Below are 25,071 nucleotides of genomic sequence, written 5' to 3'. Positions count from 1 at the left end.
GATCCCCACGATGACATTGCGTGCATCGCCCCGCCATACGCTTGCTGCGCTGTGCGCCCTCGCCGTATTCGGCATTGCAACCGCCCCTGCCAGCGCTGCCGCGCCGGTGCCGCACCTGCGCCAGCAGGGCACGGCCTCCCTGCTCATCGTCGACGACCAGCCGTTCCTGGTGCTGGGCGGCGAGCTGCACAACTCTTCCGCTTCTCACCTGCCCTACCTGCAACGGCTGTGGCCTGCCCTGAAAAACGCCCAGCTCAATACCGTGCTGGCGCCGGTGCAGTGGGACCAGATGGAGCCGGAGGAAGGCCGTTACGACTTCACGGTCCTCGACGGCATGCTCAAGCAAGCCCGCGCCAATGACATGCGACTGATCCTGCTGTGGTTCGGCGCCTGGAAAAACTCCATGTCCACTTACGTGCCGCCATACGTCAAGCGCGACGCCAGGCGCTTCCCACGTGCGTTCAACCGCGCTGGCGCGGCGCAGGAAATCCTCAGTCCGTTTGGCGAGCAGACCTTGCAGCGCGATACCGCCGCCTTCCGCGCGCTGCTGGCGCACCTCAAGCAAACCGACACCGAGCGCACCGTGCTCATGGTACAGGTGGAAAACGAGATCGGCATGCTGCCGGACGTACGCGACTTCGGCCCGCTGGCCAACGCGGCGCTGGCTGGCCAGGTGCCCCGGCGCCTGCTCGATTACCTGCAAGCCAACCGCGCTACCCTGCACCCGTCGCTGCTGGCCTTGTGGACCGCGCAGGGCCAGCGTACCCAGGGCACTTGGGCCGAAGTGTTCGGAACTTCCATCGGCGCCGAAGAGGTATTCCAGGCATGGGCCTACGCCGCTTTCGTGGAGACCATGAGCGCGGCCGGCAAGGCGGCGTACCCGATTCCGCTGTACGTGAATGCGGCGCTCAACCGGCCCGGAAAACAGCCGGGCGAGTACCCGAGTGCGGGCCCGCTGCCGCACCTGTTCGATGTGTGGAAGGCGGCGGCGCCGTCGGTCGACCTGCTGGCGATCGATACCTATTTCCCCAACTTTACCGACTGGGCGCCGCAGTTCAAGCGCCACGACAATCCGCTGTTTGTGCCGGAAGCCGACAACGCCGGCCGCCACGACGCCGCCGCCAAGGCCTTTTACGCCATAGGCGAACACGACGCCTTCGGCTTTTCGCCGTTCGGCATCGAGGACAGCACCGGCACGGGTGACGACACCCTGCCCGCCGCCTACCGCCTGCTGCGCCAGCTGGCGCCCGTGATCAACCGCCACCAGGGCGCGGGCCACACGCGCGGTTTCAAGGCCCGCGTGTCGTACGACGGCGTGGTTGATGCAGCGCCGCAGCAGGCCACGATGGGCGGCTACCTGCTCACCGTATCGTTCGGCAATCCGTGGGCAAAGGCCACCAGCCGCGATGTGGAAGCGTTCGGCGGCCTGGTGATACGACTGGCCGACGACGAATTCCTCGTCGCCGGCAAGGGACTGACCGTCACGTTCAAGGACGCCACCGGCGCCGGCGACAGCATCGGCCTGGAGCTGGTCACGGAAGGCACGTACGAGAAGGGCAAGTGGGCGCCTGCGCGCTGGCTCAATGGCGACGAGATCCACCAGGGCCGCCAGGTGATGCTGGTGACCGGCGGCTTTACCGCGCAAAAGGTGAAGCTGTATCGCTACAGATGAAGTTGTACGACGACTCCAGGCAGAAGGTGGAAATATGCTAAAGTGTTACCGCAACCATCTGTAGATGGTTGCGCCTTACATCACTCCACCGAAGGTAGTCCCGCAATGAATAAATTGGCGCCAGAAGAGCGCAGCCAGCCGACGATGCACGACGTGGCGCGGCTGGCTGGCGTGTCGCCGATGACCGTATCGCGCGTCATGAACGGCAAGGACACGGTCCATGCCAAAACCCGCAAGAAGGTCGCCGATGCGGCGGCCGCGCTCAACTACATGCCCAACCAGGAAGCGCGCAAGCTGGCCGGCGCGCGGCCGATGCGCATCGGTTTCTTGTACAGCAATCCCAGCGCCGGCTACCTGAGCGCCTTGCTGGTCGGCCTGCTCAACCAGTCCAGCATCCACAATATGCAGCTGTTCGTGGAAAAAGGCGATGGCCAGGCGCACCAGCTCGAACAGATCGAACGCCTGATCGACAACAACCTCGATGGCATCATCCTGCCGCCGCCGCTCGGCGACGACCCGGCCATCCTGGCGCGCCTGAAAAACGCTGGCGCACCGGTGGTGACGGTGGCCTGCGGCCAGCCCGCTGCCGACATGAATACGGTCAGCTCGGTCAGCATCGACGACTACCTGGCCGCGTACCAGATGACGCGCCAGTTGATCGACCTGGGCCACCACCGCATCGGCTTCATCGCCGGCGACGGCAACCAGGTCGCCAGCGCACGGCGCCAGGCCGGCCACCAGGCAGCGCTTCAGGAAGCCGGCGCCGACATGGCGCCGGAGCTGACCGTGCCGGGCTTGTACACCTATCGTTCGGGACTGGAAGCGGCGGAAGCGCTGATGGCGCTGGCCGAACGCCCCACCGCCATTTTCGCCAGCAACGACGACATGGCCGCAGCCACCGTGGCGGTGGCGCACCGGCTGGGCCTGGACGTACCGGGCGATTTGACCGTGGTGGGCTTCGACGATACCGCGCTGGCCACCACCATCTGGCCGGCGCTGACCACCGTGCACCAGCCGATCACCGACATGGCCGGCGAGGCGGCGCGCCTGCTGCAACGGCAGATCCGCCGCCAGCGCGACGGCGAACCCTCGAAGCCCGAACACCTGTTGATGAATTTTTCGCTGATCCGGCGCCAGTCCGACGCCGCCCCGCGCGTGCGTCCGCCGGCGCATTTCATGCCGTCGCAGACGCCGCGCCCGGCGGACGCGGAGTCAGCGATGACTAGCCCACCATCAGCTTGACCGATTTGAGCTGGACCGAATCCGGGCCAGCGTGAATGGTGAAGCTGCCCGGCTCCACCACGCGCTCCATCCGCATATTGTAGAACCACAGGTCCGACGGCTTGATGTCGAACGACAGCGTGCGCCGTTCGCCCGGCTGCAAGGTCACACGCTTGAAGGCCTTCAGTTCCAGCACCGGCCGCGTGGCCGAGCTGATGTCGTCGCGGATGTAAATCTGCACTACTTCGTCGCCTGCGACCTTGCCGGTATTGGACACGTCCACTTCCACCTTGGTGCTCTCGCCCACGCCGATGCGCGCCTTGGTCAAGCGCGGCTCCGAGATCGAGAACGTGGTGTAACTGAGACCGAAACCGAACGGATATAAAGGCTTGGTGGAGCCGTCGATATAGCCGCGCCGCGCCGACGGCTTGTGGTTGTAGAAGATCGGCAGCTGACCCACGCTGCGCGCGATCGACACCGGCAGCTTGCCGCCCGGGTTGGCGCGGCCGAACAGGATGTCGGCCACCGCGTTGCCGGTTTCCTGGCCCATGTACCAGCCCTCCACCAGCGCGTCGGCCTTCTCGGCCAGCAGGTTGGCCGACAACGGACGGCCGTTGAGCAGGAATACCACGGTCGGTTTGCCCAGCGCGAAGATGGCGCGCGCCAGGTCGTTCTGCTGGCCCATCAGGTCCAGCGTCTCGCGGTCGCCCAGGTGGTTGTCGGCCCAGGCTTCGCGACTGGTCTGCTCGTTGTCGCCCAGTACCATGATGATGGTGTCGGCATTTTTCGCCGCCGCCACCGCCTCGGCGATCAGCCTGGCATTGACTTCCGGCGCGACGAACTTGATCTCGTCCTGGCCCCAGATGCGGCTCTCGGTGATGCGCACGCCTTCGGCGTAGGCCAGTTCGAAACCCTGGGCGCGGCTCTCGGCCTGCAGTCCCTCGTACACCGACACCACGTGGCGCGGAATGTCGGAGTAACCGCCGATCGGCGTGTCTTTCGCGTGGGCGCCCAGCAGCAGCACCTTGCCCACTTTTTTGCCGTCGAGCGGCAGCAGCCCCTTGTCGTTCTTGAGCAGCACCGGGGTGCGGGTGGCGACCAGGCGCGCCAGCGCCACCGCATCGGCGGTTGCGGTCAGGCTGTCGGCGCGGTTGGCGTCCACGTATGGCTGCTCGAACAGCCCGGCCTGGAATTTCAGCTTCAGGATGCGACGCACCACGGTGTCGATTTCCTTGACCGAGACGCGCTTTTCCTTGACCAGGTCGGCCAGCGACAGGTACGACAGCGGATCGGGCGTTTCGATATCGACGCCGGCCTTGATCGCGTAGTAGCCCGCCTCTTTCGCGTCGGGGGCGAGCTTGTGGCGCGAGGCCATCTCGTTGATGCCGAAATAATCGGACACCGTCACGCCCTGGAAACCCCATTCCTCGCGCAGCACCTTGTGCAGCAGCCAGTGGCTGGCGTGCGACGGGATGCCGCCGATCTCGTTATACGATGGCATCACTGCCGCCACATTGGTCTCGCGGATCAGGCGCTCGAACGGCGGGAAGAAGTCTTCGCGCAGGGTGCGCTCGCTCACTTCGGCCGGGCCGATATTGGTGCCGTTTTCCGGCTGGCCGTGGCCGGTCATGTGCTTGAGCGTGACGAAGACCTTGTCCTTGGCCAGCACCGGGTTGTCGCCGGCGAAGCCGATCACTGCCGCCTTGCCGATTTCCGCAGAGAGATGGGCATCTTCGCCATAGGTTTCCTCGATGCGGCCCCAGCGCGGTTCACGCGCCACGTCCACCACCGGCGCCAGCGCCAGGTTGGCGCCGCGCGCGCGCATTTCGCGCGCGGCCACGCTGAATGCCTGCTGCACCAGCGCCGGATCGAACGACGAGGCCAGGCCGATCGCCTGCGGGAAGCTGGTGGCGTCGCGCGCGACGTAACCGTGCAGCGCCTCTTCGTGCATGAACAGCGGAATGCCCAGGCGGGTTTCTTCCACCGCCCATTTTTGTGCGGCGTTGGTGTAGATGGCGGTTTCGAGGGCATTGCGGTTCTTGACGCCACCGGTGTCGCCGGCGCCGGCCGCCTGGCCCAGCTGGCGGTCGGACGGACGCCCGATCATGCCGATACCGTGCGGATAAACCTGTTTGGCCTTGGCTGCGTTGAACTCGCCGCTGGCGTCCTGGATCTCGGTCTTCTTCTGCCACACGCACAGCATCTGGGCGATCTTTTCTTCCAGCGTCATGCGGCCCAGCAGGTCGCTTACCCGGCGATCCACCGGCAAGCTGGCGTTTTTATACGGTGCGCTGGCGGCGGCAGTAGCGGTGGCAGCGAAGGCCATCGGCGCCGACACCATGGACAGGCCGGCCACGCCGGTCATCGAGGTCAGAAAATCCCTGCGGTTACTGGTCATACTTGTCTCCATATTTTTTATGTGGGTACTGCAAAAACGCTCAGCGTCCAAGGCTGGGCTTGTTCGGTGCATAGGTCCAGCCGGGCACCAGGTAGCGCATCGCCAGTGCGTCGTCGCGCGCGGTCGTGGCCACTTTCTTGTACAGCGCATGGGCCGCCTCGATGCGGTCCATGTCGGGTTCCACGCCCAGGCCGGGACGGTCCGGCACCTGCACGGCGCCGCCGACGATCTGCAACGGCTCCCGCGTGAGGCGCTCCTGGCCCTCTTGCCAGATCCAGTGGGTGTCGATCGCCGTGATCTGGCCCGGCGCGGCCGCTGCCGCGTGGGTAAACATCGCCAGCGATATGTCGAAGTGGTTGTTCGAGTGCGAACCCCAGGTCAGGCCCCATTCAGCGCACAGCTGCGCCAGCCGCACGGAGCCCTGCATGGTCCAGAAATGCGGGTCGGCCAGCGGAATGTCGACGGCGCCCAGCAGGTGCGCGTGCGCCATCTGGCGCCAGTCGGTGGCGATCATGTTGGTGGCGGTGGGGATGCCGGTAGCGCGGCGGAATTCGGCCATGGTCTCGCGGCCCGAGTAGCCGTTTTCGGGGCCGCACGGGTCTTCCGCATAGGCCAGCAAGTGGCCCTGGCCGCGACACAGGTCGATCGCCTCGCGCAGCGACCAGGCGCCGTTGGGGTCGAGCGTGGCGCGCGCGTCGGGAAAGCGCGCCTTGATGGCGGCAATCGCTTCCATCTCGTCGGCACCGTGCATCACGCCGCCCTTCAGTTTGAAGTCGCGGAAGCCGTAGCGCGCCACCGTGGCCTCGGCCTGGTCGGCGATGGCTTGCGGCGACAGCGCCTGCTGGTGGCGCATCTTGTACCAGTCGTCTCCGGAACCAGCCAGGTAAGGCAGGTCGGTGCGGCCACGGTCGCCGATGTAGAACAGGTAGGCCAGCATCGGCACGCTGTCGCGCTGCTGACCGGCGCCGAGCAGTTCGCACACCGGCACGCCCAGGTGCTGGCCCAGCAAATCAAGCAGCGCCGCTTCGACGGCCGTGATCACGTTCTCGAGGCGCAGATTGATTTCGTGCGGCTGCTTGAGCACCTCCGCTTCGGCCGCCGACGTGACCTGGTACTGCTGGCCGCTGACGTCGCGGTTGGCGATGGCGGTGCGGAGTCCGTTCAAGGTGCGGTTGTAGCGCCCGATCGGCGTGCCCACCACCAGCGGCACGGCGTTCTCCAGCGCGCGCAGGATGCCCGCGCCGCCCGGCACTTCGCCAACGCCGGTATGGCCGGCGCTGTCTTGCAGCAGCACCAGGTTGCGGGTGAAGTAAGGCGCGTGCGCGCCGCACAGGTTAAGCAGCATGCTGTCATGGCCTGCCACCGGGATCACGCGCATGGCCGTAATCACCGGCGTCACCGGTGTGGTGGACCCTGCCGCGGAATGCGGTAAATGTGTTGCCTGTACCATGCCTTTATCCTAAAATGATTAGCGCTACCATTACTCAGTGTGAAGGATTTATGCGATCACGTCAACAAGGCAAGTGCAGCAAAATCGCTGCGGCACTGACTATCATCTTCACCGCGGGTGTACTGGCAGGTTGCGCCACCGCGCCCGACTCCGCACACGACCGCGCCAGCCCGACAGGCCAGCACTGGGTCGCATCGTGGGGCACGGCGCAACTGGTGCCGGAAGCCGCCAACGAACTGCCCGCCGCGAGCTGGCGCGATGCGAGCATGCGCCAGATCGTCCACCTGTCGCTTGGCGGCCGCCAGGTGCGGGTGCGCCTGACCAATGTGTTCGGCACGGCGCCGCTGCTGGTCAATGCGGCCAGCGTGGCGCGCGCACCTGGTCCGGGCCGCGCCGATATCGACGTTGCCACGCTGCAGGCCCTGACCTTCGATGGCCGCCGCGCCGTCACCATCCCCGCCGGTGCCGAATATTACAGCGATCCCGTCGCAATCGAACTGCCGGCCGGCGCCGACCTGGCGATCTCGCTGCACTTCCCGGCCGAACCGGCGCGCCAGACCAGTCATAGCGGTGCACGCACCAACAGCTTCCTGATTGCCGGCAACCGCACGGCCGACGCCACCTGGCCCGGTGCCGCCAAGGTCGCGCGCTGGTTTTCGATTGCCGACGTCGATGTGCTGGCACCGCACACAGCGGGCGCGCTGGTGGCCATCGGCGACTCGATCACCGACGGCTATGGCGTGACCACCGATGGCAACAACCGCTGGACCGACGTGCTGGCCGCGCGCCTCCGCCAGGACGGCATGGCCCTCGGCGTGGTCAATGCCGGCATCGGCGGCGGCCGCATGTTGAAGGATGGACTGGGACCGAACCTGGTCTCGCGCTTCGAGCGCGATGTGCTGGCCCGCGCCGGCGTGACCCACGCGCTGGTGCTCATCGGCGTCAACGACCTGGGTGGCCTGCACCGCAACACACCCGACCTGCCGGGTGACCGCCAGCAACTGCTGGCCGACCTGCGCCTGGCGCACCGGCAGCTGGCCATCCGCGCCAGGGAGCGCGGCATCTGCCTGATCGGCGCCACCGTCACGCCGTATGTGGGCAGCGACTATTATCACCCGGAGCCGGCCAACGAGGCCGACCGCCAGGAACTGAACGCCTGGATCCGCACGTCCGGTGTGTTCGATGCAGTGGTCGATTTCGACGCCGCGCTGCGCGACCCGGCGCAGCCGCAGCGCATGGCGCCGCAATACGACTCGGGCGACCACCTGCATCCTTCGCTGGCCGGCTACCGCGCCATGGCCGAAGCAGTGCCCTTGACGCTGCTGCGGCAGTCGTGTCGAAGCCGGCCCTGACTGCCATCCGTACCACACAATATAAAAGCGGATAACGACAATAATGAGACAAAAACTGATAAGCGTGGCGGGAGCCTTCCTGGCCGCCGCCCTGTTCTGCTGCACCCTGCCCGCCCACGCACTGGGCCAGCAGCGCCTGGTGCGGTTCGACTCTCCTCCCGCCAACGCGGTCGTGATGGCGCAAGCCGGCAAGGCCGCCACGCTGTACGTGGACGCCGCCGACCACGCCGGCGTGTTGCGCGCCGCGCGCGACCTGCAGGCCGATATCGGCCGCGTCACCGGCGTTACGCCGGCGCTGCAAACCGGCGCTCCGGCCGGCGCCGACGTGATCATCATCGGCACCGTGGGCCACAGCCCGCTGATTGACCGCATGGTTGCGGCCGGCACGCTCGATGTCGCAGCCATCCGCGGCAAGTGGGAGGGCTGGCAGGTGCAGACCGTGCTGCGGCCGCTGCCCGGCGTGGAACGGGCGCTGGTGATTGCCGGCAGCGACAAGCGTGGCGCCATCTACGGCATCTACGAGTTGTCCGAGCAGATCGGCGTCTCGCCATGGTACTGGTGGGCGGACGTGCCGCCGCCGAAAAGGGCCGCACTCTACGCGTATGCGCCAAGCGCCGCGCACGATGCACCGGTGGTGAAATATCGCGGCATCTTCCTCAACGACGAGCAGCCGGCGCTCACCGGCTGGGTACAGCAGACCTACGGGGGCTACAACCACCGCTTCTACGAAAAGGTGTTCGAACTGCTGCTGCGCCTGCGCGCCAACTACCTGTGGCCGGCGATGTGGAACTCGGCCTTTTACGATGACGACAAGCTCAATGGCAAGCTGGCCGACGACTACGGCATCGTCATGGGTACCTCGCACCACGAGCCGATGATGCGTGCGCAAAAGGAGTGGACGCGCCAGGGCAAAGGCCCGTGGGACTACCAGAAAAACGGGAAGGTGCTGCACAAGTTCTGGACCGGCGGCATCGAGAACACCCGCAACTTCGAGAAGATGATCACCATTGGCATGCGCGGCGACGGCGACGAGCCGATGTCGGAAGAATCGAACGTGGCCCTGCTCGAGCGCATCGTCGACGACCAGCGCGCCATCATCGGGCAGGAACTGGGACGCGACGCCGCCACCGTGCCGCAGATGTGGGCGCTGTACAAGGAGGTGCAGGACTACTACGAAAAAGGCATGCGCGTGCCGGACGACGTCACCCTGCTGTGGTGCGACGACAACTGGGGCAATATCCGCCGGCTGCCCACGTTTGAAGAACGCAAGCGTGCCGGCGGCGCCGGCGTGTACTACCACTTCGATTACGTCGGCGGTCCGCGCTCGTACAAGTGGCTCAATGTCACGCCACTCCCGAAAATCTGGGAGCAGATGCACCTGGCGTGGCGCCACCAGGCCGACCGCATCTGGATCGTCAACGTGGGCGACCTCAAACCGATGGAAGTGCCCATCGAATTCTTCCTCACCTACGCCTGGAATCCGGCCGCCTGGCCAGCCGAACGCCTGCCCGACTACCTCAAACTGTGGGCCACGCGCGAGTTCGGCCCGCAGCACGCGGACGATATCGCCGACATCGTCGCCAGCTACACGCGCTACAACGGCCGCCGCAAGCCAGAGCAGCTCGAGCCGAACACTTACCACGTGGTCAACTACGACGAAGCCGAACGCGTGACGGCCGAATTCCAGGCGATTGCCGCGCGCGCCGAGAAGATCGCCGCACAACTGCCGGCGGGGCAACGCGACGCCTTCTTCCAGCTGGTGCAGTATCCGGCGCAGGCCAGCGCCGTGGTCAACCAGCTGTATGCCGTGGCCGGCCGCAACCGGCTGTACGCGGTGCAGGGGCGCACCTCGACCAACGACCTGGCCAACCAGGCGCGCAGCCTGTTCGCGCAGGATGCGGAACTGACGCGGCGCTATCACCAGGACATCAGCGGCGGCAAGTGGAACCACATGATGTCGCAAACCCACCTGGGCTACACGTACTGGAACCAGCCGCCGCGCAACGTGATGCCGGCAGTGAGCGAAGTGCAGGCGCCACTGGCGGCCGACATGGGCGTGGCCGTGCAAGGCAATGCACAGGTGTGGCCCGGCCCCGAGGGCGACAAGCTGACCCTGCCCGCGCTCGATGAAATGACCGATGCGCCGGCATACCTGGAAGTGTTCAATCGCGGCAGACAGCCGTTCGACTACCGCATCACCACCAGCGCGCCGTGGCTGAAAATCGACCAGCCGGCCGGTAAAGTGGAACGCGACCGCCGCGTGCACGTCAAGGTGCGCTGGGCCGACGTGCCGCGCGAAGTTGATCACGCCACGCTGACGGTGCAAGGCCCGAACGGGGCCAGGGTGACGATCAAGGCGCCGCTGCGCCGCGTGGTCAAAGGCGCCGTGGCAGGCGACTACATCGAGACCGGCGGCGTGGTGTCGATAGAAGCGGCCAGCTTTGCCAAGGCTGTCGCACCGGCAGGCCGGCAATGGCTCACCATTCCCGGCCATGGCCGCACGCAGTCCGCCGTGACCGCGCTGCCGGTGGACGCGGCGGCCGATGCTGCCCCGCAGATGCGGCTCGACTATGCGCTGCACCTGCAAAGCGCAGGCCAGGTCGTGGTGCACGCGACGCTGGCGCCCACCCAGAAATTCCAGCCGGGCGCCGGGCTGCGCTACGCGGTCTCGTTTGACGACGAGCCGCCGCAGCTGGTGAATATGCACGCCGACGGCTCCGAAAAAGCCTGGGAAAAGAGCGTGTCCGATGGCGCTGTCGTCATCACCTCGCGCCACACCATCGCCAAGGCCGGCCACCATACGCTCAAGTTCTGGGCGGTGGATGCGGGCGTGGTGCTGCAGAAAATCGTGGTCGATGCGGGCGGGTTGAAAGACAGTTACCTCGGCCCGCCCGAGAGTCCGCGCGCACGGTAATTCAAAAATATAACGGAGACAAAATGCATAAACTGTTTCATAAACTGTTTCCCCCCGTGCTGGCGGCGCTGCTGCTGGCCGCGGGCTTGACGTCGGCCAACGCAGCGACCAGCACAGCCTCCAAGCCCGTCCCCGACGAAGACGGCTACAACCTGTGGCTGCGCTACCAGCCCCTGGCGCCGGCAGCACAGGCGAGGCTCAAGGCGCAGGCGCGCAGCATCGTCCTCACCACGCCAATCACGGCCACCACCACGGCCGCCGTCGCCGAACTGCAGCGCGGGGTGGCTGGCATGGCAGGCATCGACGCCCCCGCGCAAACTGCCACCATCGCCGACGGCGCGCTGGTGCTGGGAACGGCGGCAACCTTGCCGGGCCTCGACAGCACTTTGAAGACCGAGCTGGCAAAGCTCGGCAACGAAGGCTACCTGCTGCGCGCCGCACGCCTGCAGGGTCGCCCGGTCACGCTGATCGCCGCCAACACCGACATCGGCCTGCTGTATGGCGCTTTTGCGTGGCTGCGCGCCACTGCCGGCGGCACGGCGCCCGAGGCGAGTTCCGCACCGAAGCTGCAACTGCGCCTGCTCAACCACTGGGACAACCTCGATCGCCACGTGGAGCGCGGCTACGCGGGCGCGTCGATCTGGGACTGGTGGGCGCTGCCCGAGATCACCGACAGCCGCTACACCGATTATGCGCGCGCCAACGCGTCGCTTGGCATCAACGGCACGGTGCTCAACAATGTCAACTCCAAGCCGGAAGTGCTCACGCCTGCTTACATCGCCAAGGCGGCTGCGGTGGCCGACGTGCTGCGGCCCTACGGGATCAAGGTGTTTCTATCGGCGCGCTTTTCCACGCCGCTGGAACTGAAGCAGACCGACACCGCCGATCCGCTGTCACCTGCCGTGCAAACCTGGTGGAAGAACAAGGCCGACGAGATCTATCGCGCCATTCCCGACTTTGGCGGCTTCCTGGTCAAAGCCAATTCCGAGGGCCAGCCCGGCCCGCAGGATTACCACCGCAGCCATGCCGATGGCGCCAACATGCTGGCCGCCGCGCTGGCGCCGCACCATGGCATCGTCATGTGGCGGGCCTTTGTCTATGCGCCGCAGGCAGGAAAGGAAACCGACCGCGCGCGCCAGGCGTTCGAGGAATTCAAGCCGCTCGACGGCAAGTTCGCATCCAACGTGCTGGTACAGGTGAAAAACGGCGCTATCGACTTCCAGCCGCGCGAACCGTTCCACCCGCTGTTTGGCGCCATGCCCAACACGCCGCTGATGATGGAATTCCAGATCACCAAGGAGTACCTGGGCTTTTCCACCGACATCGCCTACCTGGGCACAATGTTCGAGGAAGTGCTCGAGAGCGACACCATGCAGCAGGGCCAGGGTAAAGGACCAACAGTGGCGCAGGTCATCGAAGGTTCGCACACGCTCGATGGCAAGCCGCCTTTGACCGGCATGGCCGGCGTGGCCAATATCGGCGTCGATCGCAACTGGACCGGCCACCATTTCGATCAGGCCAACTGGTACGCATTCGGCCGCCTGGCGTGGAATCCGCAGGCGTCGGCGCGCGCCATCGCCGTCGAATGGGCGGCGCAAAGCTTCGGCAACGATGCACGGGTGATCGGCCCGGTAGTCGATATGCTGATGCGTTCGCGCGAAACCGTGGTCGATTACATGTCGCCGCTGGGACTGCACCACATCATGGGCACCGCCCACCATCACGGCCCGGCGCCGTGGGTGAACGACCTGGAACGCCCGGACTGGAATCCCGTGTATTACCACCGCGCCGCACGCGACGGCATCGGTTTCGACCGCACCGCCAGCGGCACCAACGCGCTGGAACAATATGCGCCGGCGCTGGCGCGCCTGTACGCCGATCCGCGCACCACGCCGGAAAAATACCTGCTGTGGTTCCACCACCTGCCGTGGACCTACGCCATGCCATCGGGCCGAACGCTCTGGGCCGAGATCATCGACCACTACGACCGTGGCGTGGCGGGCGCGCGCGACCTGCAAAGCCGCTGGGACGCGCTGCGCGGCGTGGTCGACGCGCGCCGCCACGCGGAAGTGGCGCAACGGCTGCGGCGCCAGGTGCAGAACGCCGAGTTGTGGCGCAATGCCTGTATCGCCTACTTCCAGTCGGTGTCCGGCCTGCCGCTGCCGAACGGCGTGACGCCGCCACCGCAGCCGCTCGAGTACTACAAGGCGATCCACTTCCCGTATGCCCCGGGCCGTGGCTGACCCCTAGGCGACTAACATGAGCAACCTGACCAACAAGGCCAACCCCACCATGAGCGACGTCGCCCGCAAGGCCGGCGTCTCGCCGATGACCGTCTCGCGCGTGCTCAATGGCGACACCCGCGTGCGCGAGGCCACGCGCAAACTAGTGGCCGACGCCATCGCGTCGTTGAATTACGTGCCCAACCAGGCCGCCCAGCGGCTGGCGGGCGCCAGGGCGATCCGCATCGGCTTTTTGTACGCTAACCCCAGCGCGGGCTACCTGAGCGAATGCCTGGTCGGCCTGCTCAACCAGGCCAGCCCGCACAATGTGCAACTGGTGGTGGAAAAGTGCGAGGCCGACGAGCATGGCCTGGAGCAGGCGCGGCGCCTGATCGACAATGGCGTCGATGGCATCATCCTGCCGCCGCCGCTGTGCGACAGCGCGGAACTGGTGGACCTGCTGGCGCAATCGGGCACGCCCGCCGTCACGGTCGCCTGCGGCAGGCCCGACGACCGCCTGAGCGGCGTACGTATCGACGACTACCAAGCCGCCCACGACATGGCGTGCCACCTGGTGGCGCTGGGCCACCAGCGTATCGGCTTCGTTGCCGGGCACCCCAACCAGACCGCCAGCGCGCGCCGCCTGCAAGGGTTCCAGGATGCGCTGGCCGAACACCACCTGCCGCAGGCGCCGGAGCTGATCGTGCAGGGACTGTTTACGTACCGCTCAGGCCTGGACGCCGCCGAACGGTTGCTGAGCCACGACCCGCGCCCCACCGCCATCTTTGCCAGCAACGACGACATGGCCGCCGCCGTGGTGGCCATCGCCCACCGGCTGGCGCTCGATGTGCCAGGCGATTTGACGGTGGCCGGTTTCGACGATACGGCGCTGGCCACCACGATCTGGCCCGAGCTCACGACCGTGCGCCAGCCGATCGCCGAGATGGCGGAAATGGCGGTGCGCGCGCTGGTACGGCAAATCCGCGACCGTCGCGACGGCGCGCCGGCAGCGCCGCAGCAGGTGGTGATGGACCACGCGCTGATACGACGCCAGTCCGACGCCGCGCCGCGCGTGCGGCCGCCAGCCAGGGTGGGGAAGCCGCTCAGAATGTAGCAAAGGCAATAAAGCTGCTGATGAGTGTGCAAGCGAACATACAGCAGAGTTCTACAAAGAGATGATGCCAGGACGATATTTTCTTATTGACTGACATCATGCCTCTCACTGCTCAATCACGCGCCGAATTCGCGGTCGCTCCGGCCAGGGTGCCGCCCATGCTGGTCCAGTACGTGGCCGGTGTACCGGATGGCGACGCGGCATCGGCGCTGGCGGGTGCGGTGGCGGCGGGACTGGACCGGTTGCCGCTGCCCGGCAGCGGCGCCACGCTGGCGCGCTGGCAGGCGCTATCGATCGCCGGCGGCCACGATCTTTCTTTTGCCAAGCTGTACGAGGGCCATACCGACGCCCTGGCGATCCTGGCGGAATTGCATGGACCTGACATTGCCGGCGCCACCTGGGGCGTGTGGTGCGCGGAGCCGCCCGGTCCCGGCGTGGCGCTGCGCGTGGCCGGCAACGGCCGTTACACGCTGTCCGGCCGCAAACAGTGGTGCTCGGGCGCGGCGGCGCTGAGCCATGCGCTGGTGAGCTGCCGCGATGCCGCAGGCCGGCGCATGCTGGCTGCCGTCAGCCTGCGCCAGCCGGGCGTGGAAGTGACCAATCAGGGCTGGCACGCCGTGGGCATGGCCGGCAGCGCCAGCGTGGACGTGGTGTTTACCGATGCGCAGGCGGTGCCGGTGGGCGAACACGAATCGTATGTCACGCGGCACGGCTTCTGGATGGGCGGCGCAGGCGTGGCGGCCTGCTGGTACGGCGCCGCGCGCGCCATCGGCGAACGCCTGCTGGCCGCCACCCACGCCCAGACTTCCGACAGAAATCACCAGCCCGACCCGCATCGGCTGGCGCACCTGGGTAATGTCGATATCGCGCTGTCGGGCGCCGCCGCGCTGCTGCTTTCGAGTGCGGCCAACATCGACGCGCATCCGCGCGCTGACCACTGCGCACTGGCGCTGCGCGTGCGCCTCACGGTAGAAGCGGCAGCGACCACCGTACTGGCCCACGCCAACCGCGCGCTGGGCGCCGGTCCGTTGTGCCGCGACGCCCATTTTGCCCGCCTGGCGGCCGACCTGCCCGTGTTCCTGCGCCAGAGCCACGCCGAACGCGACCTTGCCACGCTGGGTTCGCAACTGGCAAGCACCGGAGCATCGCCATGGGCTTTATGACCGAACAACTGGCGCCACCCTGCCCTGTTCGTGGTGCTGAACACCCGCGCCAGATCGCCGGCGCGGGCACCCCGGACGCCGCCTGGCAGGCGTGGGCAGGACTGCACGACCTGCCGCCGATCGCGCCCCGCGACCTGGTGACGCCCGGCCAGCGCGCCGTCATCGTCGCACCGCATCCCGACGACGAGGTACTCGCCTGTGGCGGCTTGCTGCAAATGCTGGCCGTGCAAGGCACACGCACCGTAGTGGTAGCCGCCACCGACGGCGACGCCAGCCACCCCGGCTCCAGCATTTATCCGCCGGCGCAGCTGGCGCGGCTGCGCTCCCGTGAAACCGCAGCCGCATTGCACGCCCTGCTGCCAGCGGGCCGGCCGGCGCCGCAAGTGATCCGCGCACGCCTGCCCGACGGCGGCGTGAGCAGCCAGGTCGGCGCGCTGCAAACCCTGCTCGAACAACTGCTGCGCCCCGGCGACGTGGTCTTTACCACCTGGCGCCATGACGGCCATCCAGACCACGAAGCCTGCGGCCACGCCGCCGCGATGGCTGTGCGGCTGTGCGGCGCCGCCATGGTGGAGCTGCCGGTATGGACGTGGCACTGGGCAGAGCCCGGCGACCAGCGCGTGCCATGGCAGCGCGCGCGGCGGCTGGTGCTCGACGCCGAGACGCTGCAACGCAAGCGCGATGCGATCGCCTGCTACACCACCCAGCTCCACCCCGATCCGTCGACCGGCCAGCCGGCCATCCTGCCGCCGCATGTGCTGGCGCGCCTCACGCATCCTTACGAAGTCTGCTTCCTATGACCATCACCAACCGCCACACCCATTTCCAGCAGCTCTATACCCAGGACGCCGATCCGTGGAAGGTGCGTCAGCGCTGGTACGAGCAACGCAAGCGCAGCCTGTTGTTGGCGTGCCTGCCGCTGCAGCGCTATCGCCGCGCCTTCGAGCCGGCGTGCGGCAACGGCGAGCTGACCGCTGCACTCGCCCACCGCGCCGAATACGTGCTCGCCACCGACCTCTCGCCCGAGGCGGTGCGCCTGACGCAGCAGCGCATGCAGAAGGAGCATCCGAGCGATGCCTCGCGCGTGACGGTACGCCAGCAGGTGGTGCCACAGGAATGGCCCGACGAGAACCCGTTCGACCTGATCGTCATCAGCGAAATGGCCTATTACCTGCCCGAGCACGAAGTGGCGAATTTGCGCCAGCGCTGCCTGGAGTCCCTGGCCGACAACGGCACCCTGGTGCTGTGCCACTGGCGCTGGCCCTTTGCCGACCGCCAGCTCGATAGTGCCGACATCCACGCCGGCTTCGACGGCGCGCCGGGCATGCACCGCCTGATGCAGCACAGCGAGGCCGACCTCCTGCTCGACATCTGGTCGCGCAATCCGTCTTCGGTCGCGCAACTGGAAGGACTGGCGCCATGATCGGCATCGTCATCCCGGCCCACGACGAGGAACGCTATCTCGATGGCTGCCTCAACGCCATCCGTCTGGCCGGGGGCCATGCCGACCTGCGCGGCGAGTCGGTGTGCGTGGTGGTGGTACTCGACCATTGCCGCGACAACTCGCGCGCCATCGCCCACGCTCACACCAATGCCCTGCAGAGTGCCGGCTACCGGGTGGAAGCGATCGAACTCGATGCCCGTAACGTTGGCGCTGCGCGCGCCGCCGGGGCCGAACGATTGCTGGCCCACGGCGCACGCTGGCTGGCCTTTACCGACGCCGACACCCGCGTGGCGCCCGACTGGCTGGTGGCGCAGCTGAGCCTGGGCGTGGACGTGGTATGCGGCACGGTGTCGGTGGACGACTGGTCGGCGCACCACGACCAGGCGGCTGTGTTGCGCCACCACTTCGACAGCTGCTACGCCGACCGCGATGGCCACCGCCACATCCACGGGGCCAACCTGGGCGTGTGCGCCACGGCATATTGCTGCGTCGGCGGCTTCCTTCCGCTGGCATGCAGCGAAGACGTCGCGCTGGTGGAAGCACTGGAAAATTGCGGCGCGACTGTCGCCTGGAGCGCCGCGCCCCGCGTGGTAACCAGCGCGCGCCGCGATGCCCGGGCGCGGGGCGGATTCGGTGATACGCTGATCCGCCTTGCCACCGCCGCCAGCCAGGCAGCGCTGCCATTGCTCCCGCTGAAACCGGTGATCCCATGACGCTCCTGCACAACTGGCAGACTGCCCCCACCGACGACCATCCGCTGGTACGCCTGGGCCGCCTGTTGCAGAACGCTGGCTACCAGTTCACCACCATCTCGCCTCCGAGTCACCGGCGGGTAAACGCCCGCGAACACCATGCGACAGCCGGCGATTTGCGCGGTGTATTCGGCTGGAACCGCCCTTTCGAGGCGGCATTGGTGGGAACGGAAATGCTGCAATTGATGGACAGCGCCGGCATCCTGCGGGTCGATGGCACGCTGTACCGCAGTGGGCTGCGGGTTTCGACACTTGGCGGCGAACTGTATTTTCACTCGGCGTATCCCACGCACGATGTCGATTCAGTCTTCTTCGGACCCGACACATACCGCTACGAGCAGGTGATCGATTCCGCGCTGGCGGCCGGATTGCCGGTCGCCCGGGCGGTCGATATCGGCAGCGGCGCAGGTCCCGGCGCGATCAAGGTGGCGCGGGCCCACCCGCTGGCCGACGTGTGGGCGGTCGATGTGAATCCCGCAGCGCTCGCGCTCACCGCGCTCAATGCGCAGCTGGCACGGCTGGACAATATACAACTGGCGCACAGCGATTTGCTCACAGCAGTGGCGGGACAGTTCGATCTGATCGTCGCCAATCCGCCATTCATGGTCGATGACGATCAGCGCACGTATTGCCACGGGGGCGGCGCGTTGGGCGAAGGCCTGTCGCACGCTATCGTCGACAGCGCCATCGAACGGTTGGCGCCCGGCGGACGGTTGGTGCTCTACACCTGCGTAGCGATCATCGATGGCGCCGATCCGTTTTGCCAGCAGGCTGGCGCTCGACTGGACGCGGCAGGGATGCAGTGGCAGTACCGAGAGCTTGACCCCGACGTCTTCGGCGGCGAACTCGGTGACGACATCCACCGCAACACCGACCGCATCGCCGCCATTGCGCTGGTGGCGACGCGGTCGAAATTCTAGGCGTCCTTGCGGCGCGGTGCCACGCGCTGCTGCGCTTGCGGCGCGCGCAGCACCTTGTAGGCGATAAAACGCGGAATGCCCCGGCTCATCGCGTATTCGGCGGCAGGATCGAGTCCCATCACGGGCAGCAGTTGCTTGGCTTCGTCGATAATGGCGGCGGTGGCGGTCGGTTTGCGGCGGTCTGACAGTGGCATGGTGAACTCGCTGGAACGTAAAGTCCCAATTTACGCCCGCCGGGCGCTCCGGACTGTACGCCGCCTCACCCACACTTCCATGCAGAACTATTTTCGATGGTGCAGCGCCCGAAAAGCCCCCGGCAACATGGCCGCCTCGCGCCGGAAAAACTTGGTGAAATTGGTCGGCTCGTCGAAACCGACATGGTTGCCAACCACCGCCACCGGCAGCGCGGTGTGGGCGAGCAGGCGCTTGGCCTCGAGCATGATGCGTTCGACGATCAGGGCCTTAGCGGTGCGGTCGGCTGCCGCCAGCACGGCGCGGTTGAGGGTCTTGTCGGAGCAGCCCAGCGCCGCTGCGTACTCCTGCACCTGGTGCCACTGGCCGAAGCGCTGTTCGACCAGGTGGCGAAAGCGCCGGTGGCGCTGCCGCTCGCCGGCGCTCACCGGGTGGTCGGCGCTGGCCGCCTCGCGTTCGCCCCAGGCCATACCCAGCCGTATCAGCAAGGCATGCAACTGGTGACGCAGCAGCGAGTGCAGCTCGCCGCGCGGTGCCGGCAGCTGCGTATCGTGGTGGAGCTGGGTCACGGCATCGGCCACCAGCCGCTGCAACGGCGCGTCGAGGTGCATGGGCTGACCGGGCCAGGCCAGGTCCGGTTCCAGTCTGCGGTTGCCTTGCGCTGTGCCGGATGGCAGCAAAAAGTCGGACTGGAACAGCAGCAGCCAGCCGTCCCAGGCACTGTCCACGTCGAACTGCTGAGCCTGCCCCGGCGTGACCATCAGCACCGTGCCCGCCTCGCACGCCACCTGATCGAAGTCGATGGTGTGGGTGCAGCGCCCCTCGGTGACGACCATCAGCTGGTGGAATTCGATGCGGTGCGCGTGGCGAAAATGCTCCTTCGTTTTGCGGGGCCACAGCTCTGCCAAACGGAATACCTCGATGTCCAGATTATATTTTTCGGGCGGCTCGTAATCGAGCCTTGCTATCGCATTCCCAGGAAGTGGCACTGCCATCGCTTGTCCCATATTTACCATCACTGGTACGGATTCTACCGTGAGTTGCCGAGGCCGGTGGCCTATAGTCGGGAGGCAGCTATTATTCACCCACAAGGAACCATCATGAGCAAAGTTGTTATTGTCTTCCATTCCGGCTACGGCCACACCCAACGCGTTGCCGAGTACGTTGCCCAGGGCGCTGGCGAAGGCGCCGAACTGCTGCAAATCACCGCCGAGGGCGAACTGCCAGCAGGCGGCTGGGACAAGCTCAACGCAGCCGACGCCATCATCTTCGGCACCCCGACCTACATGGGCAGCCCGAGCTGGCAGTTCAAGAAGTTCTCCGAAGCGACCTCGAAAGCCTGGTTCACCCAAGCGTGGAAAGACAAGGTCTTCGGCGGCTTCTCCAACAGCGCCAGCTTCAACGGCGACAAGGCCGTCTCGCTGATCGCCCTGCAAACCCTGGCTGCGCAACACGGCGGCATCTGGGTCAGCCTGGGCATCCTGCCATCGAACACCAAGGCCGCACAGCGCACCGACCTGAACAACCTGGGCGGCTCGGCCGGCGTGCTGGTGCAGTCGCCGTCGGATGCGAGCGTGGACGAGATTCCACAGGGTGACCTCGATACGGCCAAAGCTTACGGCAAGCGTGTGGCGGAGATTGCTGGTCGTCTGGCATAAGAGCGAAAACCACCGGCGTCGACCGAAACGGCGCCGGTCATACCTCCATCTGAAAATTATTGCATCAAACCGCTGCACCCCGCAACGCCCACCGCCGCGACGTATTGCCCACCCTCGGCCCCACCTCGCGGTCCCCTGCCCGCACCGCGCCCTCGAACAGCACCCGCTCGATCAGCTCGCTGTCGGCGCCCACGGTTTTCAGATATTCGATGGCGGCGATGACGCCTACCTGCTGGCGCAGCGCCACGGCCTTGCGTACGTCGTTTTCCAGGCTGTGCTCCGCTGGCGGCAACACGCCAGCCGCCTGGCGGCGGTCAATGGGAAATTCAGCTATCGTGTCAGTCATCTCGTCTCCTGGGGAATTCTTGATTTAGTCTGCCATGCGCACGCAGTTGCGGCCGCTGCGTTTGGCGCGGTACAGCGCCTGGTCGGCGCGGATGTACGCCTGTTCGAACGTGCTGCCGCGCGCGCTCCAGCTCACGCCCACGCTGGCGGTGACGGGCGCGGTGATCGGCGCCGGCCATTCGGTGTCGGCAATCGCCTGGCGCAGGCGTTCGCCCAGCGCCAGGCCCTGCACCGGGGTCAGGCCCGGCCACACCACCGAAAATTCCTCGCCGCCCACGCGGCCGATGAAGGCCTGGCCCTCGACCATCTCGGTCAGGCACACCACCACGGCCTGGATGACAGCGTCGCCGGCCGGGTGGCCGTAGGTGTCGTTGACCTGCTTGAAAAAATCGATATCGAGCACTACCAGCACGATGTCGTGCAGCAGCAGGCAACTGCGCGCGTGCTCGATGACGGCGCCGCGATTGAGCGCGCCGGTCAGCGGGTCGTGGCTGGCGCGGTATTCGAGCTGGGTGGCCATTTCCTGCAGACGCGCGTTGAGCTGGTTCATCTGGCGTTCGGCGCGGTCGCTGCGCTGGACCAGGCGCCGGCTCTCGCGCAGCAGCCGTTCGTAATGCGCCACCAGGTCGCGCAGCGCGCCCTGGTGGTTGTCGTCGTGCGCAGCGGCGCGGCGGGCCTGGTCCAGCGCCTGCTGTTCCGCGGCGAACAGGTCGGGTTCGAGGTCGGCCGCCGTGCCGAAGAGGGGCACCGGCGCGCTCATATCGGCCGGTCGGTAAACTGCAGCGCGGCGAAATCGTCGCGCAGTTCTTCGCCAAATTCCATGATGGTGTCGTCCTCTTCGTCGCGGTACCAGTTGAGCAGCACTTCGTTGCCAGCCAGGGCGGCGTCGTTCAGTGCTTCGAACAACGCGAACAGCATCTTGGTCGAGGAGCTGTTGAAGTACGCCAGCGAGACGTGGACCGTGATGGTTTGCTCGCGGCAGTTCTCCAGGTAGCGGCGCAGCCGTTCGATCACCGGCCCATAAAAGGCGGCCGCGTTTTCCGGGTACGACTCGCCCTTGAGCGAAAGCGTATGCTCGGGGAAGCGGAAGTCCACTTCGGGCGAGGTGGGGGTTGCTGCTATAAGTAAGGCGTCCATGGCGGTCAGATGATGGCTTTGATGCAGAAGATGGTGGTGTCCGGCTCGTTCGGTGACGGCGCAAACTCGAATTCCAGCGGCTCGCTCGCTTCGCGGGCCATGGTGAGAAAACCCAGGCCTGCGCCTTTGCTGTCGGCCGGCACTTCGGCGCGCAGGGCCTGCTTGTAGGCAGCCTTGATTTCGTCGACAGTCATGGTGCGCAAGGCGTCCAGGCGGCTGCGCAGGCCTGGTACGCGGTCGGTCGCCACCGGGTTGGCGCACAGCAGGAAGAAATGCTCGCCGCTGGTGCCAATGCAAAACGAGCCGCGCCGCATTTGCGCGTCGCGCTGGTCGCCGGGCGTGAGCGCTTCGGACGAATAGTGCATGATGTTTTGCGACATCTCGACAAAGGCCGAGAAGATGCGGCGCCGGGTGGGACCGGCCGCGCCGGCGCTGTCGAGGCGCGCGCGGATGGTCTCCGAGATGGCAGCCACCACCGGCTGCGAAAAATAGCCGGCATAAAAAAAGATGACCTGGCGCTTTTGCGCCACTTGCCATAGTTCGTCGAATTCCTGGTACAGCACGGTGCTACTCCTTAGGGACGGCAACAAAAGAAAGTCAGGTCATCGCGGCGGGGCTGGCCGTCCTGCCAGCCGGCCAGCGCTGCCAGCAGAACCCTTGACAAAGCGGGGGCGCCAGCGTCGGCATGCCCGGACAGCAGCTCGCGCACGCGGCGCTTGCCGAAGGCAATCGCCTTCGGTCCGCCGATCTGGTCGATCAGGCCGTCGGTGGTGACAAACACCAGCGCCCCGGGCGCCAGGTCCACCACGTGGGTCGGCCAATCCTGCGCGGGGTCGGTATCGACATATCCGAGGCCGGCGCGCTCGCCCTCCACCACCAGCAGCGGCTCGCCCGGCGCCAGCAGGTGCAGCGCAATCCGGGCGCCGGCAAAATACAGGCGCCGGGTACGGTGCTCGAACCACAGGAAGGCGGCGTCCAGCCCATCGTCCGATTCGGCCACGGCGCGCTGTTCGGTGGTCTGGCCGAGCAGCGCCTTGACGCCGCCGCTGACCTCCTGCAGCAGCCGGCCCGGGGTGCGCGGCCCCACCCGCAGCAGCGCGCCGCCCAGCACTTGCGAGGCGATCAGGGTCATGAAGGCGCCCGGCACGCCGTGGCCGGTGCAGTCGCCGAGCGCCACGAACCAGCCGTCTTCGTGCTGCTCGACCAGGTAAAAGTCGCCGCCGACCAGGTCGCGCGGCTGCCATTCGAGGTGGGCGTCGCCCAGTTTGGCCAGCGCGTCGCGCGAGGGTTTCAGTACCGCGCGCTGGATCACGCTGGCGTATTCGATGCTGTGCATGATCTGGCGGTTGCGCTCGGCCTGCATATTGGCCACCACGTTCATCAGTTGCAGGCCGAAGCCCACGCCGGCCAGCTCGCCCTGGTTGGTGATGATGAAGCCGTCGGCCAGCGCCTTTTCGCCGGAGGCCACCGCGCGGAACGTCAGGTCTTCGATGCTGACGTCGCACTCGACGATCAGCGGTTCCTTGTCCATGAAGGCGATGCAGCTCTTCTTGCCGTACAGCTCCTGGTAAAACGGTTTCGACATCTGCGACATGAAGATGTTTCGGCTGATCAGGCCGATCGGGCGGCCGCCATCGAGCACGGGCAAACTCATCAGGTCGCGCCGCTCGGTGAACAGCGCATGCACGTCGGCGTTGCACGCTTCCGCCGCGATGGAGACGCTCTCGCGGCACAGGTCGGCAGCTGTCGACTGGCGGTAGCGTGGCAGATGCTGGCGGGATGCGTCGAATTCCACAGTTCACCCAATCAAATAAAAATGCATACTAGCAATTCAATATGACCTCATTATGACAAGCGTGTTACCGGACCAGAGTCAGCGCGGTCCGCTGGCCCAGTTCGCCCAGCGTGGCGGCCATGGCTGCCGCCGGTACCGGTCGTCCCAGCAAATAGCCCTGGGCCTGGTGGCAGCCCAGCTCGCGCAGCAGGGCCAGCTGGGCCGAGGTTTCCACGCCTTCGGCCACCACCGTCATGCCCAGCGCGCGCGCCATCGAGACGATGGCCTGGAAAAACACCCGGCCCTCGTGCGAGCGGTCCAGTTCGCGCGTAAAAGCCTGGTCCACTTTCAGGCCGTCGAGCCGCAGCCGCTGCAATTGCGACAGCGACGAGTAGCCGGTGCCGAAGTCGTCGACGAACACGCGCACGCCCAGCGCGCGGATCGCGGTCAGTTCGGCCTGCACATCGACCTGGTCGGCCACCATGGCCGACTCGGTGATTTCCACCTCCAGCAAATCAGCGTCGATGTCGTAATGCGCCAGGTGGCGCGCCAGCTGGGTGGCCACGCTGCCATAACTGAACTGGCGCGGCGACACGTTGATCGACACCGGCAGCAGCGGCAGGCCCTGGTCGCGCCAGGCGGCCAGTTGGGCGCAGGCCTGGCGCATCACCAGCTCGCCCAGGCGGTTGATCAGACCACTGGCTTCGGCCAGCGGAATGAACTGCCCCGGCGGCACCATGCCCAGCGTGGGGTGCTGCCAGCGCAGCAGCGCTTCCATACTGACCGGCCGGCCGCTGCCCACATCCACCCGGGCCTGGTAGTGCAAGCTCAATTGGCCCGCATCGATGGCCTTGGCCAGGCTGTGTTTCAGGTGGGCGCGGGCACTGAGCAGCACGTATTGCGACGCGTCGAAGAAGCGGTAATGGCCCTTCTGCTCGCTCTTGGCGGAAAACAGCGCGATGTCGGCGTGGCGCAACAGGGCTTCGTGGTCGGCGCTCTCGCCCGCATAGCGCGGGTAGCAGCTGATGCCGATCGACGCCTCGATACGATGCGTTTCCACGCCCAGGGCCACCGGCTCGGCCAGCACCGCCAGCACGCGTTCGGCCAGCAGCGCCAGCCCGGCGTGGTCGTGGCCCTCGTCGGCAGGGTCCACCAGCAGCAGGAACTCGTCGCCACCCATGCGCACCACGCAGTCGCTGGCACGCATCAGGCCGGTCAGGCGCTGCGCCGCTACTTGCAGCAACTGGTCGCCCACGCCGTGGCCCAGGGTGTCGTTGACGTGCTTGAAGTCGTCCAGGTCCACCAGCAGCACGGCCAGTCCGCCCTGGCGCTCCAGGCTGGTC

22 protein-coding genes are annotated in these 25,071 nt (G+C 66.6%); 12 read left to right on the top strand and 10 right to left on the bottom strand.

Features of this window, described 5'->3' with window-relative positions:
• The first annotated feature begins 10 nt into the window (after window positions 1-10).
• Both DUPY_RS05770 and DUPY_RS05765 read left to right on the top strand, forming a co-directional pair.
• A complete protein-coding gene (locus DUPY_RS05770; RefSeq protein ID WP_070246878.1) occupies window positions 11-1,672 on the top strand; it encodes a GH35 family beta-galactosidase in 1,662 nt (553 codons plus the stop codon).
• A gap of 105 nt (window positions 1,673-1,777) precedes the next feature.
• Entirely contained in the window at window positions 1,778-2,914 is a 1,137-nt protein-coding gene (locus DUPY_RS05765; protein ID WP_070246877.1) for a LacI family DNA-binding transcriptional regulator, read from the top strand.
• Here the strand turns inward: DUPY_RS05765 and DUPY_RS05760 are convergent.
• Entirely contained in the window at window positions 2,895-5,291 is a 2,397-nt protein-coding gene (locus DUPY_RS05760) for a glycoside hydrolase family 3 N-terminal domain-containing protein (RefSeq protein ID WP_208600005.1), read from the bottom strand. The two genes, DUPY_RS05765 and DUPY_RS05760, sit on opposite strands and share 20 nt — an antisense overlap.
• Window positions 5,292-5,331: 40 nt before the next feature.
• Window positions 5,332-6,741, bottom strand: coding sequence for an enolase C-terminal domain-like protein (locus DUPY_RS05755; protein WP_070246875.1), 1,410 nt, complete (start codon window positions 6,739-6,741; stop codon window positions 5,332-5,334).
• Window positions 6,742-6,791: 50 nt separating this feature from the next.
• On the opposite strand from DUPY_RS05755, the gene DUPY_RS05750 reads away from it, so the two are divergent.
• The 9 genes from DUPY_RS05750 (at window position 6,792) to DUPY_RS05710 (ending at window position 18,622) form a co-directional block, all read left to right on the top strand.
• Window positions 6,792-8,093, top strand: coding sequence for an SGNH/GDSL hydrolase family protein (locus tag DUPY_RS05750; protein WP_229255252.1), 1,302 nt, complete (start codon window positions 6,792-6,794; stop codon window positions 8,091-8,093).
• 43 nt (window positions 8,094-8,136) lie between these two features.
• Window positions 8,137-11,007 carry a glycosyl hydrolase 115 family protein gene (locus tag DUPY_RS05745; protein ID WP_070246874.1) on the top strand — a complete coding sequence of 957 codons (2,871 nt, stop codon included), beginning with the start codon at window positions 8,137-8,139 and terminating at the stop codon, window positions 11,005-11,007.
• Window positions 11,008-11,030: 23 nt separating this feature from the next.
• Window positions 11,031-13,250 (top strand): alpha-glucuronidase family glycosyl hydrolase, encoded by a 2,220-nt coding sequence (locus DUPY_RS05740; protein WP_084640557.1) that lies wholly within the window; start codon window positions 11,031-11,033, stop codon window positions 13,248-13,250.
• A gap of 16 nt (window positions 13,251-13,266) precedes the next feature.
• On the top strand, window positions 13,267-14,343 hold the full coding sequence (locus DUPY_RS05735) for a LacI family DNA-binding transcriptional regulator (RefSeq protein WP_070246873.1): 1,077 nt from the start codon (window positions 13,267-13,269) through the stop codon (window positions 14,341-14,343).
• 158 nt (window positions 14,344-14,501) lie between these two features.
• Entirely contained in the window at window positions 14,502-15,506 is a 1,005-nt protein-coding gene (locus DUPY_RS05730; protein WP_070246872.1) for an acyl-CoA dehydrogenase family protein, read from the top strand.
• A complete protein-coding gene (locus DUPY_RS05725) occupies window positions 15,503-16,306 on the top strand; it encodes a PIG-L deacetylase family protein (RefSeq protein ID WP_070246871.1) in 804 nt (267 codons plus the stop codon). The genes DUPY_RS05730 and DUPY_RS05725 overlap by 4 nt, the downstream gene beginning before the upstream one ends.
• Window positions 16,303-16,929, top strand: a complete 627-nt coding sequence (locus DUPY_RS05720; RefSeq protein ID WP_070246870.1) for an SAM-dependent methyltransferase — start codon at window positions 16,303-16,305, stop codon at window positions 16,927-16,929. The genes DUPY_RS05725 and DUPY_RS05720 overlap by 4 nt, the downstream gene beginning before the upstream one ends.
• Entirely contained in the window at window positions 16,926-17,663 is a 738-nt protein-coding gene (locus DUPY_RS05715; protein ID WP_070246869.1) for a glycosyltransferase family 2 protein, read from the top strand. Before DUPY_RS05720 ends, DUPY_RS05715 begins: the two co-directional genes overlap by 4 nt.
• The gene (locus tag DUPY_RS05710) at window positions 17,660-18,622 is read left to right on the top strand and encodes a methyltransferase (RefSeq protein WP_070246868.1); all 963 of its coding nucleotides are present in this window, start codon (window positions 17,660-17,662) and stop codon (window positions 18,620-18,622) included. Before DUPY_RS05715 ends, DUPY_RS05710 begins: the two co-directional genes overlap by 4 nt.
• On the opposite strand, the gene DUPY_RS05705 is transcribed toward DUPY_RS05710, so the two are convergent.
• Together DUPY_RS05705 and DUPY_RS05700 are read right to left on the bottom strand one after the other, a co-directional pair.
• Entirely contained in the window at window positions 18,619-18,816 is a 198-nt protein-coding gene (locus DUPY_RS05705) for a hypothetical protein (RefSeq protein WP_070246867.1), read from the bottom strand. The genes DUPY_RS05710 and DUPY_RS05705 overlap by 4 nt on opposite strands.
• 87 nt (window positions 18,817-18,903) lie before the next feature.
• A complete protein-coding gene (locus DUPY_RS05700; protein ID WP_167359036.1) occupies window positions 18,904-19,809 on the bottom strand; it encodes an AraC family transcriptional regulator in 906 nt (301 codons plus the stop codon).
• Window positions 19,810-19,914: 105 nt separating this feature from the next.
• Here DUPY_RS05700 and DUPY_RS05695 point away from each other — a divergent pair, with 105 nt between their 5' ends.
• Window positions 19,915-20,472, top strand: coding sequence for a flavodoxin family protein (locus DUPY_RS05695; protein ID WP_070246865.1), 558 nt, complete (start codon window positions 19,915-19,917; stop codon window positions 20,470-20,472).
• A gap of 64 nt (window positions 20,473-20,536) precedes the next feature.
• On the opposite strand, the gene DUPY_RS05690 is transcribed toward DUPY_RS05695, so the two are convergent.
• The 6 genes from DUPY_RS05690 to DUPY_RS05665 form a co-directional block, all read right to left on the bottom strand.
• Window positions 20,537-20,818, bottom strand: a complete 282-nt coding sequence (locus DUPY_RS05690) for a hypothetical protein (RefSeq protein WP_070246864.1) — start codon at window positions 20,816-20,818, stop codon at window positions 20,537-20,539.
• 24 nt (window positions 20,819-20,842) lie between these two features.
• Window positions 20,843-21,577: a GGDEF domain-containing protein gene (locus DUPY_RS05685; protein WP_070246863.1), complete on the bottom strand. Its 735-nt coding sequence runs from the start codon at window positions 21,575-21,577 to the stop codon at window positions 20,843-20,845.
• Window positions 21,574-21,954 carry a DUF1987 domain-containing protein gene (locus DUPY_RS05680; RefSeq protein ID WP_070246862.1) on the bottom strand — a complete coding sequence of 127 codons (381 nt, stop codon included), beginning with the start codon at window positions 21,952-21,954 and terminating at the stop codon, window positions 21,574-21,576. Before DUPY_RS05680 ends, DUPY_RS05685 begins: the two co-directional genes overlap by 4 nt.
• Before the next feature lie 5 nt (window positions 21,955-21,959).
• Window positions 21,960-22,517, bottom strand: coding sequence for a SiaB family protein kinase (locus DUPY_RS05675; RefSeq protein ID WP_070246861.1), 558 nt, complete (start codon window positions 22,515-22,517; stop codon window positions 21,960-21,962).
• Window positions 22,518-22,528: 11 nt separating this feature from the next.
• Window positions 22,529-23,749: a SpoIIE family protein phosphatase gene (locus DUPY_RS05670; protein ID WP_070246860.1), complete on the bottom strand. Its 1,221-nt coding sequence runs from the start codon at window positions 23,747-23,749 to the stop codon at window positions 22,529-22,531.
• A gap of 64 nt (window positions 23,750-23,813) precedes the next feature.
• The coding region (locus DUPY_RS05665; RefSeq protein WP_141749431.1) for a putative bifunctional diguanylate cyclase/phosphodiesterase at window positions 23,814-25,071 on the bottom strand (1,258 nt) is incomplete at its 5' end.

The organism is Duganella phyllosphaerae, assembly GCF_001758785.1.
Classification (GTDB): domain Bacteria; phylum Pseudomonadota; class Gammaproteobacteria; order Burkholderiales; family Burkholderiaceae_D; genus Rugamonas; species Rugamonas phyllosphaerae.
Note: the sequence above shows the minus strand (reverse complement) of the source record. Positions and strands in the feature narration are given on the sequence as shown.